This window comes from Pseudomonas sp. MWU347 (assembly GCF_017947305.1).
Lineage (GTDB): Bacteria > Pseudomonadota > Gammaproteobacteria > Pseudomonadales > Pseudomonadaceae > Aquipseudomonas > Aquipseudomonas putida_A.
Window position 1 is genome coordinate 189,408 of sequence record NZ_JAFGZB010000002.1, and the last position, 13,131, is coordinate 202,538.

The window sequence follows — 13,131 nt, forward strand, 5'->3', positions numbered from 1 at the left end:
TCGCCTTCGCGAGCAAGCCCGCTCCCACAGTTTGACCGAGTCCCACCAGAGGAATGCGATCGAATGCGGGAGCGAGCCTGCTCGCGAAGGGGGAAACATCAGGCCCTGAACTGCCCCAGGCTGGCTTTCAACTGCGCCGCCAGCCCATCCAGTACCTTTCCACTGGCCGTGGTTTCCACCACCGCCTGCGCCGCTTTCTCGGCCTGGGCATGAATCGTTTCGACCCGCCCACGCACCGCCTGCGCGCCCTGCGCCTGATGCGCCGCAGCCTGGGTCGCTAGACCAATCGCCGCATGCACCTGCTCAACCGAAGCCTGCACCGATTGCTGCAACCGCGCGCTGTCGCGTAACACCAGCAAACCTTCGCTGGCCTGACGCCCCGCCTGGCCGATCGCTTCGACCGCCTCACGCGCGCCCTGCTGCAACGCGACGATGTGCGCCTGAATGTCACCGGTCGAGCTTTGCGTCTTGCTCGCCAGCGCGCGCACCTCGTCCGCGACCACGGCAAAACCGCGGCCGGTCTCACCGGCCCGCGCCGCTTCGATCGCCGCATTCAGGGCCAACAGGTTGGTCTGCTCGGCGATGCCGTGAATCACCGTCAGCACCACTTCGATCTGTTCGCTCTGCTGCGCCAGTCGCTCGATGACTTTCGCCCCGGTATCAACCTGCCCTGCCAGCGCCTCGATCAGGCTGCCGACTTTCGCCGAGGTACGAGTGTTTTCATCGGTGGCCTGGCGAATATCCACCACCTGCTTCAACGCCGCCTGCATGGCATGGCTTTCCGATTGCGCCTCGTCAGCCATTTGCGACAGCGCGCGCAGGCTTTCCGCCACTTCGTCACGCTGCATCCCGGCCGCTGCGTCGGCACCGGCATTGCGCAGGGTCATGGCGCCGATTTCCACACCGGTACGCTGGGCCACGTCGCCCGCCTCGCGCACGATCGGCTGCAACTTATCCACAAAGCGATTGACCGCCGAGGCCATGTCGCCGATTTCGTCCTTGCTGTTGATCTGCACGCGCTTAGTCAGGTCGCCCTCGCCTGCCGCCAGATCGTCCATCGCCGCATTGAGCATCTTCAAGCGATTGACCACCCGGTGCCCCAGCACCACCGCCAGCAACAGCAGCACGCCACAGCCGACCAGCGCCAGACCCATGCCGATGCGCCAGCGCAAGGTCGCAGCGGCGTCCTGTACCGTGCTGGTGGTATTGGCTTTCATTTCGGCAGCGGTGGATTGCGCCGACTGCAGGCGCGCCTGCATTGCCGTCGCGCTGTCGGCGGCGGCGCCCTTGAGGCTGTCGCCCACCAGTTGATCACTGCTGGCGATCAGCGCCGAGAAGCGCTGGTCGAGCGCCGCCAGATCGGTTTCCACCGACGCGGTCGAGACGCCCATCAGCACTTTGCCGATTTCCACGCCGTTAGGGTTGATCGAGGCTTCGAGGTAGTAGACCGACGGATCGTTTTTCGCCGCGTCCAGCACCTTGTCCAGCGCGCGCTCGCCCTGGCCTTTTTCCAGCAAAGCCTTGTTGATCGGATTTTCGCGGTTGAGGTAACGCGTCAGGTGTTGACCGGTGGCATCGTCGTAAACCACGAACAACACGTTGGGATTGCGCTGGGCGCGACGAGCAAATTCGGACAGGGTCGGCACGTCGCTGTCCCACATGGCGCGCGGCGCCACCGAGGCGAGCAACTGAGCCATGTCATTGGCCGAGTCCTTGAGATCTTTTTCCAGTGTCGTACGCAGTTGCGCCTGCTCCTCCTTCAGACGGGAAGACAGGCCGGCGGTCAGACGCTGCCGGGTACTTGAGGAAAGGTTATCGAGGCTTGAGGTGACTTCACGCCCGGCCTGCTCTAGCTCGCCGGAGAGCTTTTGGCTGTCAGCGCCCAGACGAGTGCCGAGATCGGCTTCCAGCGCCGTGACCGTGCTTCGTGTCAGGGCGACTGCCACCAGCACTTGCACCAAAAGGGCGATACCAAGGGTAACGAACACGGGCCGCAACAAACGGCTTTGTAACAGTGAGAGAACGGCCGACACTGTGAATCCCTCTACTTCTGACGCCATTAATTTGATGGCACTCTTGTAGGAAGATTTACAGCAAAGGTCATGCCGTCCAACAGGCATAAACGACAAAGGCCCCGATTAAGGGGCCTTTGTTTTTTACATCAACGACTTATCAAGCGAACGGATGACGCAAAACGATGGTTTCGTTGCGGTCCGGGCCCGTCGAAATAATGTCGATCGGCGCGCCGATCAACTCTTCAACGCGTTTAATGTAGGCACGAGCATTAGCTGGCAGCTCTTCCAGGGTTTTGGCACCCACGGTCGATTCGGTCCAGCCCGGCACTTCTTCGTACACAGGCTGCAGGCCCACGTAGCTGTCAGCGTCGGTCGGCGCCACGGCATTGCCTTGCGCGTCCTTGTAGCCGGTGCAGATGTTGATGGTTTCCAGACCATCGAGTACATCCAGCTTGGTCAGGCAGATGCCCGAGATGCTGTTCACATCGATAGCGCGACGCAGGATGACGGCGTCGAACCAGCCGCAACGACGGGCACGACCGGTGGTAGCGCCGAACTCGTGACCTTGCTTGGCCAGATGCGCACCCACGTCGTCGAACAGCTCAGTCGGGAATGGACCCGAGCCGACGCGAGTGGTGTAAGCCTTGGTGATGCCCAGGATGTAGTCGAGGAACATCGGGCCAACGCCCGAACCGGTCGCCACGCCACCTGCGGTGGTGTTGGAACTGGTCACGTACGGGTAGGTACCGTGGTCGATGTCGAGCAACGAACCCTGAGCGCCTTCGAACATGATGTCTTTGCCGGCGCGACGCAGGTCGTGCAGCTCGGCAGTCACGTCGAGCATCAGCGGCTTGAGCAGCTCGGCGTATTCCTTGCACTCGGCCAAGGTCTTTTCGAACTCGATGGCCGGCTCCTTGTAGTAACCGACCAGCATGAAGTTGTGGTAATCCACCAGCTCACGCAGCTTGTCTTCGAAACGCGGCATGTTCAGCAGATCGCCCACGCGCAGACCACGACGGGCAACCTTGTCTTCGTAAGCCGGGCCGATGCCGCGACCGGTGGTACCGATCTTCAGCTCGCCGCGGGCTTTTTCACGGGCCTGGTCCAGCGCCACGTGGAAGGACAGAATCAGCGGGCAGGACGGGCTGATACGCAGGCGCTCGCGCACCGGTACGCCTTTCTCTTCCAGCTTGGTGATCTCACGCAGCAGGGCGTCAGGTGCAACCACCACGCCGTTGCCGATCAGGCACTGCACGCCTTCGCGCAGCACGCCCGACGGGATCAGGTGCAAGACGGTTTTCTCGCCGTCGATCACCAGGGTGTGGCCAGCGTTGTGGCCACCTTGGTAGCGCACTACGGCGGCAGCATGTTCGGTCAGCAGATCAACGATCTTGCCTTTGCCCTCATCACCCCATTGGGTGCCCAGGACTACGACATTCTTACCCATAACACTTGTCCTCATTCGCGCAAACTTGGTGCCGGCGATGGCCGGCAGGAAAACTCAAGAAGCCAGTGGCGATACTTGCCAAAGCCCGTTCTGCTGAATCAATTGCCGGTCGCAGTCCGCATCACGGGCGGCGGCCAAAGGTTGTCCAGGCAATGCCTGAACGACACGCTGACCCTCACTGCGCAACTGGCAAACCTGCTGCCAGAGTGCCGCATCCGTACTGTCAGGCATCCAGATACCGCCAGACGGTAGCTCGATCTCAGCACGCCCCAGGGTCACCAGGGTTTTCAAATCGGTAGAGAAGCCGGTCGCCGGACGGGCACGACCGAAGTCGGCGCCGATGTCGTCGTAACGACCGCCCTGAGCGATGGACTGGCCCACGCCCGGGACAAACACCGCGAACACCACACCCGTGTGGTAGTGGTAGCCGCGCAGCTCGCCCAGGTCGAAGTACAGCGGCAACTCCGGGAAACGCGTCGCCAGACGATCGGCGATCTCCAGCAAATCTTCCAGCGCCGCCAGAACCGGCGCCGGTGCATTGGCCAGACGCTCACGGGCCGCACTCAGTACTTCACGGCCGCCACACAGATCGACCAGCGCCCGCAGCATGCCGGACAGATCGGCCGGCAGGCCTTCGGTCAAGGTAATGACCTCGTCGATGGCCTTGCGTTGCAACGCATCGAACAACTGCTGCTCGACTTCACCGGACAGACCGGCGGCACGCGCCAGACCACGGTAGATGCCGACATGGCCAAGGTCCATGTGTACATCCGGCACATCGGCCAGTTGCAGCATGGCCAGCATCAGGCTGATCACTTCAACGTCGCTGCTCGGGCTGGCATCGCCGTAGAGCTCGGCACCCAACTGGATCGGGCTGCGCGAGGACGACAGTGCACGCGGCTGGGCATGCAGCACGCTGCCGGCGTAGCACAGACGGCTCGGGCCTTCGCGACGCAGGGTGTGCGCATCGATGCGCGCCACTTGCGGCGTGATGTCGGCACGGAACCCCATCTGCCGACCCGACTGCGGGTCGATGACCTTGAAGGTACGCAGATCCAGGTCCTGGCCCGCACCGGTCAGCAGGGATTCCAGGTACTCGATATGGGGAGTCACGACAAACTCGTAACCCCAGCTCTGGAACAGATCCAACACCTGACGACGCGCGACTTCAATGCGCGCCGCTTCCGGTGGCAGTACTTCTTCGATGCCATCTGGCAGCAGCCAGCGGTCTACCGTTGCCATTACGCCATTCCCCTTTGATCCGGGCGGCCAGCCTGCGGGCGAGCCTTGAGTGAAGCAGAAAATGACCGATCCGTTCAAAACGCACGCGCATGAACGACGCGGCGAAAGGCCTGTTACCGGCTTCGCCCATCACTTTCCTCGAAAAACGCTCGGGCCATTCAACCCGATGCCTGCAACAAAAAACAGCAATCAAACGTGCAGACGCAAAAAAGCCGGGAATTTCCCGGCTGCCGCATCATACACACGTTTTCCCAAAGGATCACCCCGCCCGAGGTTTTAGCCGCCGGGCGGAATGATTCAGGTCAACGTCGTATCAAGGCTTGGACTTTTCCAGGTAACGGAAGAAGTCGCTGCTTGGGTCGAGAACCATGACGTCGGATTTGTTCGCGAAGCTTTCACGGTAGGCACGCAGGCTACGGTAGAAACCGTAGAACTCCTGATCCTGGCCGTAGGCCTTGGAGTAGATCGCAGCGGCCTGGGCATCGCCATCACCGCGAATCTCTTCGGACTCACGATAGGCTTCAGCCAGCAGCACGCGGCGTTGACGATCGGCGTCGGCACGGATGCCTTCGGCCAGCTCGTTACCCTTGGCGCGGTGCTCGCGAGCTTCACGCTCACGCTCGGTGCTCATACGTTCGAACACGCTGCGGTTCACTTCTTTCGGCAGATCGATGGCCTTGACCCGGACATCGACGACTTCGATACCCAGCTCTTTTTCCGCCATCTTGTTCAGCGACGCGGTTATGTCAGCCATCAGCGCATCACGCTCACCCGACACCACTTCGTGCAGGGTGCGCTTGCCGAACTGGTCACGCAGACCGGATTCCAGACGACGGGACAGACGCTCGTCGGCGATCTGCTTGAGGCCGGAAGTCGCGGTGTAGAAGCGCTCGGCATCTTTCACGCGCCACTTGGCGTAGGCATCGACCATCACGGCTTTCTTTTCCAGGGTCAGGAAGCGCTGTGTCGGTGCATCCAGCGTCATCAGACGTGCGTCGAATTTACGCACCTGGTTAACGTAAGGCACTTTCACATGCAGGCCCGGCTGGACATCGGCCTGAACCACACGACCGAATTGCAGCAGCACCGCGCGCTCGGTCTGAGCCACGATATAGAAGCAGTTCCAGCCCACCAGCACCACGACAACGCCAACGATCAGGGCGATCAGCGATTTATTGCTCATCAGCGGGTCTCCCTTGTACGTGTCTGCGGCAGGTCAGTGACATGCGGCGCGACGTCCGTGTTGTTGCTGGCGGCAGCCGAACCGGTAACCGGTGCATTGCTGCCCGAACTGTTCTGGATCATTTTGTCCAACGGCAGGTAAAGCAGGTTGCTCTGGCCGTTCTTGTTGCCGGTCACGAGTACCTTGCTGGTATTGCTGAAGACTTCCTGCATGGTGTCCAGGTACAGACGCTGGCGGGTGACTTCAGGGGCCTTGCGATACTCGGCGACCAGTTTGGTAAAGCGATCCGCCTCACCCTTGGCGCGCGAAACCGTTTCGTCGCGGTAACCGTTGGCATCCTCGAGGATACGCTGGGCCTGACCACGGGCTTCCGGCACGACGCCGTTGGCGTAGGTTTCCGCCTGGTTGCGCGAACGCTGCTCGTCTTCACGGGCGCGGATCACGTCGTCGAAGGCTTCCTGCACTTCACGCGGTGCCGCTGCGCTCTGTACGTTGACCTGGGTGACGGTGATACCGGTGCGATAGGTATCGAGGAAACGTTGCAGACGCTCCTTGATTTCGCTGGCCATCAATTCACGACCTTCGGTCAGCACCTGATCCATGGCGGTCGAACCCACCACGTGGCGCAGGGCGCTGTCGGTCGCATGCTGCAGACTGATTTCCGGCTGATCGACGTTCAGCACGAAGTCCTGCAGGTTGCTGATCTTGTACTGCACGGTCAGCGGCACTTCGACGATGTTCTCGTCTTCAGTCAGCATCTGGCCCTGCTTGGTGTAGGCACGCTCACGCGTGACGTTTTCCATGTACTTCTTGTCGATCGGCGGGAAGTAGATGTTCAGGCCGGGGCCGACGGTCTCGTAGTACTTGCCGAAGCGCAGCACCACGGCTTGCTCCTGCTCGTCGACCACATAGACCGCGCTGTACAGCCAGACAGCCGCCAGCACCACGAGGCCGATGCCGAGCAGACCGCCGAAGCCGCCACCACTCCTGCCCGAACCACCGCCGTCATCACCACCGCGTTTCTTACCACCACCGAACAACCCGTTCAGGCTTTCCTGCAGCTTTCGGAAGGCCTCGTCGAGATCCGGTGGCCCCTTGCGGTCGCCGTTATTGCGGCGCTTGCCACCCCAAGGATCCTGATTATTCGAGTTGCCACCCGGCTCATTCCAAGCCATAGCGCTCTCCATCTGATAAAGCAAAGACGCACCCACGGCGCGCCGACCAATGCTACAGAATGCCTGCCGTTGCGGCACAACCGCTTTGCCAGGCTTTTATTGCAAAGTGTGTTGCTCGATGAATTCCATCGGCTGCAATCCTTCGCGGCTTACCAGTCGATTCAACTCGACCCGGGGCAAACGAACGGCCAGCAGGCAGATGCCTTCTTCGTCATGCTCTTCTTTCTGTACCGCACCGAGTTCGAAGAACTGCGCACGCAGTCGAGCGAACCGTTGCGGCAAGCGCAATGTCCCCACAAACAAATCACTGCCCAGCAACTCGGCAATGGCTTGCTCAAGCAATTCCAGCCCCGTGCCATCGCGCGCCGACAGCCAGACCCGCTGCGGTTTGCCATCGGCATCGCGCTGGATCTGTGGCTCAACGCCTTCAAGCAAATCGAGTTTGTTGTATACCTCGAGGATCGGCAAGTCCTGGGCTCCGATCTCGCCCAGTACCACCATCACCTGCTCGATCTGCAACATGCGATCCGGTTCGGCCGCATCGATCACGTGCAACAGCAGGTCGGAATTGCTCGACTCTTCGAGCGTAGACCGAAATGCCTCGACCAGCTTGTGCGGCAAGTGCCGAATGAACCCTACCGTGTCAGCCAGAACGATCGGCCCCAGGTCGTCCAGTTCCAGACGGCGCAGGGTCGGGTCGAGGGTGGCGAACAACTGGTCGGCCGCGTACACCTCGGATTTGGTCACGTTATTGAACAGCGTGGATTTGCCGGCGTTGGTATAGCCCACCAGAGACACGGTAGGGATATCCGCACGGGAACGGCCGCGACGCGATTGCTCGCGCTGGCTGCGCACTTTTTCCAGACGACCCTTGATCTGACGCAGACGAACCCGCAGCAGACGCCGGTCGGTTTCGAGCTGGGTTTCACCCGGGCCACGCATGCCGATACCGCCACCCTGACGCTCAAGGTGAGTCCAGCCGCGAACCAGGCGGGTGCTCATGTGATCAAGCTGGGCCAGTTCTACCTGGAGCTTGCCTTCATGGGTACGGGCGCGCTGAGCGAAGATATCGAGAATCAGGCCGGTACGGTCGATCACGCGACACTCGAAAACACGTTCGAGGTTACGTTCCTGACTGGGCGTGAGAATGTGATTGAAAATCACCAGATCGGCCTTTTCGGCATGGACCAGGTCGCGTAATTCCTCGACCTTGCCGCTGCCAATCAGGAATTTGGCGGTTGGCCGATGACGCGGTACGTTAAAAAACGCAACGGTCTCGGCGCCCGCCGAATTAGCCAATTCCTGAAACTCCTGCGGATCTTCGCGCGCCTCAGGGTCCTGACCTTCCAAGTGAACGAGGATGACTCGCTCACCACCACCGTGGCGCTCAAAGAACAAAGGAGACTCCTATCAGGCGTTACCTGGCTCAGCGTCACCCGCATCGGATTCGGTTGCGCTAGGCAGACGAATTGGACGTACTGGCACGACTGTCGAGATAGCGTGTTTGTAAACCATCTGGCTGACGGTGTTTTTCAGCAGGATAACGAACTGGTCGAACGACTCGATCGTGCCTTGCAGTTTGATACCGTTGACCAGGTAGATGGAAACCCCAACTTTCTCTTTACGTAAAGTATTCAAGTAAGGGTCTTGTAGCGAATGCCCTTTTGACATGTGCCGCACTCCTTTAAGGATTCAATAATAAAAATAGGTAATTCAGATGGCTTTGGCCGCCACACCCCCAAGGATAGACGGCAATTGCAAGGACTCAGCTCAATATGGAGATGGTCCCAAGGTATTTCAAGGCGCGTGGCAGATTGTCGCAATCAAGACTGTCCAGCCAGTGCAGTTCTTCCCAGCTGCGCAGCCAGGTGAACTGGCGCTTGGCCAATTGACGCGTGGCAATGATGCCGCGTTCCTGCATTTCAGCTAACGACAGCTTGCCATCCAGGTAGTCCCAGACTTGGCGGTAGCCTACCGCACGTATAGACGGCAACCCGGAATGCAGGTCACTTCTTTTACGCAGGGCTACGACCTCGTCGATGAACCCCTGTTCCAGCATATTTGTGAATCTTTGTTTAATGCGCTCATGCAGTACCTGGCGATTTGCCGGAGCAATGGCCAAGTTCGCGACAGTATAGGGCAATTGTTGCCGTCCCGAAGCGGCTGCTTCAGTACTTTGCGCAGATTGTTGCTGACGCAGGGCAGTCATGCTCTGACCGCTGACCCGATAAACCTCCAGCGCCCGACTCAGGCGCTGCGGATCGTTCGGATGAATGCGTGCCGCCGATACCGGATCGATGCTCGCCAGTTGATCATGCAAGGCTTGCCAGCCAAGGCGTGCAGCCTCTTCCTCGATCTGCGCACGGACTTCGGGATCCGCCGCCGGCATGTCCGCCAAGCCATCAACCAACGCCTTGTAATAGAGCATGGTGCCGCCGACCAGCAGCGGAATTTTCCCGCGTGCGGTGATTTCAGCCATGGCTTGCAGGGCATCGCGGCGGAAATCCGCAGCCGAATAGGCCTCGGCCGGATCAAGAATGTCGATCAACCGGTGCGGAAACTCGGCCAGCAGTTCTTTCGATGGCTTGGCGGTGCCGATGTCCATGCCGCGATAGACCAGCGCCGAGTCGACGCTGATCAGCTCGCACGGCAGCACCTTGGTCAGCTCGATGGCCAGGTCGGTCTTGCCCGCAGCGGTCGGGCCCATCAGGAAAATCGCTGGAGGAAGCTGGCTCATCAACGACCGCGCAGGAACAGTTTGTCCAGATCGTCCAGGCCCAGCTGGGTCCAGGTCGGTCGGCCATGGTTGCATTGTCCACTGCGCTCGGTGTTTTCCATGTCGCGCAGCAGGCCGTTCATTTCCGGCAGGGCCAAGCGCCGGTTGGCGCGGATCGCGCCGTGGCAGGCCATGGTCCCGAGCAGTTCGTTCAGGTGTGCCTGAATCCGGTCGCTGGTGCCGTATTCCATCAGGTCCGACAGCACGTCACCCACCAGCCGATTGGCCTCCGCCTGCTTGAGCAGCGCCGGAATCTGGCGGATCGCCAATGTTTCCGGGCCCAGACGCTGCAGCTCGAAACCCAGACGCTGGAACCATGCGGCGTGTTCTTCGGCGCAATCGGCTTCACGCTGACTGACCGCCAGCGACTCCGGCACCAGCAGCGGCTGGCCGCTGAGGCCTTCGCTGGCCATGGCGATTTTCAGGCGTTCGTACATGATCCGCTCGTGCGCGGCATGCATGTCCACCAGCACCAAACCCTGAGCATTCTCGGAGAGAATGTAGATGCCCTTGAGCTGCGCCAGCGCGTAACCGAGCGGCGGAATGTCTTCCTGGCCGGCTGGCAGCGCGTTGGCATTCGCTTCCGGTAACGGTGCGAAGAACTCGCGGTAAGCAGCTTGTGCCTCGGCGGCCGGCACAGCCGACTGCGGACGCGGCGTGTACTGATACTGATAAGCGCCACCAGCGCTGGCGCCCGACGAAGTATTGAACGCCGGTTGCGCCTGCGGCTGTTCCAGCAGCGCGTTGGCCGCCAGACGCATTTCGCCCTGCGGGCCGAACTCGCCGGCCTCGATGCCGCTTGGACGCACCACAGCGGTGGTGACAGAGCCGGCTAGCTGATCTTCCGGACGCACATCACCCAAGGCGCGGTGCAACGTGCCATAAAGGAAGTCATGCACCATGCGCCCGTCACGGAAGCGCACTTCGTGCTTGGTCGGGTGCACGTTGACGTCCACCGCCGCCGGATCGACTTCGAAAAACAGCGCGAAGGTCGGATGACGACCGTTGAACAGCACATCGCGATAAGCCTGACGCACCGCGTGGGCCACCAGCTTGTCGCGCACCGCACGACCGTTTACGAAGAAATACTGCAAGTCCGCCTGGCTGCGGTTGAAGGTCGGCAACCCGACCCAGCCCCACAGATGCAGGCCATTGCGCTCGATCTCGATCGGCAGCGCCTGCTCGAGGAACCCCGAACCACAGATCGCCGCCACACGCCGGGCGCGGGCTGCATCATCGTGGGCCTCGTGCAGGCTGAGGATGGTCTTGCCGTTGTGGCGCAGATGGAAGGCCACGTCGAAACGCGCCAGCGCCAGACGCTTGATCACTTCTTGCAGGTGATCGAATTCGGTTTTTTCGGTCTTGAGAAACTTGCGCCGCGCCGGCGTATTGAAAAACAGGTCGCGCACTTCCACCGAGGTACCGACCGGATGCGCCGCCGGCTGCACCCGAGGCGCCATGTCGCGACCTTCGGTTTCGACCTGCCAGGCCTGATCAGCATCGCGGGTGCGCGAGGTCAGGGTCAGGCGCGCCACGGAGCTGATCGACGCCAGTGCCTCACCACGGAAGCCCAGGCTCATCACCTGCTCCAGATCTTCGAGATTGCGAATCTTGCTGGTGGCGTGACGGGCCAGCGCCAGCGGCAGGTCGTCGGCGGAAATGCCGCTGCCATCGTCACGCACCCGCAGCAGCTTGACGCCGCCCTGCTCGACATCGACATCGATGCGCTTGGCACCGGAGTCGAGACTGTTTTCCAGCAACTCCTTGATCACCGAAGCCGGGCGCTCGACCACCTCGCCGGCGGCGATCTGGTTCGCCAGCCGCGGGCTGAGCAGTTCGATGCGTGCGGCGTTCAACACCTGATTCATTCTTTGGACGCCAGTTCGGTGCCGGGAATGGTCAGGTGCTGGCCGATCTTCAGCTCATCGCTACTTAGATTGTTGGCACTGCGCAGCGTCGCGGGGGACACCTGATAACGCACGGCGATCATCGCCAGCGTCTCGCCCGGGCTCACGCGGTGATCGCGCGGGCCTTGGGCGATCTTGCCGGAGTCACGCAGCCAGGCAATGTAGGTGCCCGGTGGCGGATTCTGCTGGAAGAACTGGCGCACGCCGCTGCTGATCGAACGCGCCAGCGCCTGCTGGTGGCTTGAAGCCGAGAGCTTGTTCGCTTCGTTGGCGTTGGAGATGAATCCGGTTTCGACGAGGATCGACGGGATGTCCGGCGACTTCAACACCATGAACCCGGCCTGCTCCACGCGCTGCTTGTGCAACGGAGTCACGCGACCGATGTTGGTCAGGACTTTCTGGCCGACGTTGAGGCTGGAAGTCAGCGATGCGGTCATCGACAGGTCAAGCAGTACGCCGGCGAGCATGCGGTCCTTGTCGTCGAGGCTGACGTTGCCGGCACCACCGATCAGGTCGGAACGGTTTTCGCTGTCGGCCAGCCAACGGGCGGTTTCCGATGTCGCGCCGCGATCAGACAGGGCAAACACCGAGGCACCGAAGGCTGCCGCAGACGGCGCAGCGTCGGCGTGGATCGAAACGAACAGGTCGGCGCCCTTCTTGCGGGCAATTTCGGTGCGGCCGCGCAACGGGATGAAGTAGTCGCCGGTACGGGTCAGTTCGGCGCGGAAACCTTTCATGCCGTTGACCTGACGCTGCAGCTCGCGGGCGATCTGCAGCACCACGTCTTTCTCACGCTGGCCGCGCGAGCCGGACGCACCCGGGTCTTCGCCGCCGTGACCGGCGTCGATCACCACAATGATGTCGCGCTTGCCAGCCGGGGCCGGTGGCAACTTGATCGCCGGTTCAGACGGTGTCACCGGCACTGCCGGCACGGTGGCGACCGATGGCGTTGGCGCAGGCGGCGGCGCGGCATCGGCCGGGTTGTCGAACAGGTCGACCACCAGACGGTTGCCATATTGCGCGTTCGGCGCCAGCGAGAAACTTTTCGGGGTGACGGCTTTTTTCAGGTCGATGACCACTCGCAGATCGGTCGGCGTGCGCTGGGCCGAGCGCATCGCGGTGATCGGCGTGTTAGCAGTCGAGACCTTTAACGGCGCCCCCAGGGTGGCGCCATTGATGTCGATCACCAGCCGATCCGGTGCGGTCAGGGTGAAGACGCTGTGCTGCACCGGGCCACTCAGGTCGAAGACCAGTCGCGTGTTGTCCGGCGCCCGCCACAGGCGCACGCTGTTGACCTTTGTCTCGGCCACAGCGTTGACGGTTACTGCCATCAACATCAGTCCAACGGCAGCCACCAACGCGCGAAAGCGCATACCTAACCCCATC

The 13,131-nt window shown here is 61.4% G+C and carries 10 protein-coding genes; all 10 read right to left on the reverse strand.

What is annotated here, in order from left to right:
* Window positions 1-98: 98 nt before the first annotated feature.
* The 10 genes from KCG87_RS04480 to KCG87_RS04525 all read right to left on the reverse strand — a co-directional run bounded on the left by KCG87_RS04480 (window position 99) and on the right by KCG87_RS04525 (window position 13,130).
* Window positions 99-2,033: a methyl-accepting chemotaxis protein gene (locus KCG87_RS04480; protein WP_098966935.1), complete on the reverse strand. Its 1,935-nt coding sequence runs from the start codon at window positions 2,031-2,033 to the stop codon at window positions 99-101.
* Between the two features lie 139 nt (window positions 2,034-2,172).
* Window positions 2,173-3,462: an adenylosuccinate synthase gene (locus KCG87_RS04485; RefSeq protein ID WP_003221122.1), complete on the reverse strand. Its 1,290-nt coding sequence runs from the start codon at window positions 3,460-3,462 to the stop codon at window positions 2,173-2,175.
* Window positions 3,463-3,516: 54 nt separating this feature from the next.
* A complete protein-coding gene (locus KCG87_RS04490) occupies window positions 3,517-4,704 on the reverse strand; it encodes an ATP phosphoribosyltransferase regulatory subunit (protein WP_047600701.1) in 1,188 nt (395 codons plus the stop codon).
* Window positions 4,705-5,017: 313 nt separating this feature from the next.
* A complete protein-coding gene (gene hflC / locus KCG87_RS04495; RefSeq protein ID WP_027611416.1) occupies window positions 5,018-5,887 on the reverse strand; it encodes a protease modulator HflC in 870 nt (289 codons plus the stop codon).
* Window positions 5,887-7,062 (reverse strand): FtsH protease activity modulator HflK, encoded by a 1,176-nt coding sequence (gene hflK, locus KCG87_RS04500; RefSeq protein WP_007967435.1) that lies wholly within the window; start codon window positions 7,060-7,062, stop codon window positions 5,887-5,889. The genes hflC and hflK overlap by 1 nt, the downstream gene beginning before the upstream one ends.
* Before the next feature lie 96 nt (window positions 7,063-7,158).
* Window positions 7,159-8,460 carry a ribosome rescue GTPase HflX gene (hflX, locus tag KCG87_RS04505; RefSeq protein WP_003221114.1) on the reverse strand — a complete coding sequence of 434 codons (1,302 nt, stop codon included), beginning with the start codon at window positions 8,458-8,460 and terminating at the stop codon, window positions 7,159-7,161.
* Between the two features lie 12 nt (window positions 8,461-8,472).
* Complete coding sequence (gene hfq / locus KCG87_RS04510; RefSeq protein WP_003221112.1) at window positions 8,473-8,733, reverse strand: RNA chaperone Hfq; 261 nt, start codon at window positions 8,731-8,733, stop codon at window positions 8,473-8,475.
* 94 nt (window positions 8,734-8,827) lie between these two features.
* Window positions 8,828-9,799 carry a tRNA (adenosine(37)-N6)-dimethylallyltransferase MiaA gene (gene miaA / locus KCG87_RS04515; protein WP_096794765.1) on the reverse strand — a complete coding sequence of 324 codons (972 nt, stop codon included), beginning with the start codon at window positions 9,797-9,799 and terminating at the stop codon, window positions 8,828-8,830.
* Complete coding sequence (gene mutL, locus KCG87_RS04520) at window positions 9,799-11,697, reverse strand: DNA mismatch repair endonuclease MutL (RefSeq protein WP_210556954.1); 1,899 nt, start codon at window positions 11,695-11,697, stop codon at window positions 9,799-9,801. The genes miaA and mutL overlap by 1 nt, the downstream gene beginning before the upstream one ends.
* Window positions 11,698-11,702: 5 nt before the next feature.
* On the reverse strand, window positions 11,703-13,130 hold the full coding sequence (locus KCG87_RS04525; RefSeq protein WP_202370087.1) for an N-acetylmuramoyl-L-alanine amidase: 1,428 nt from the start codon (window positions 13,128-13,130) through the stop codon (window positions 11,703-11,705).
* Window position 13,131 lies beyond the last annotated feature (1 nt).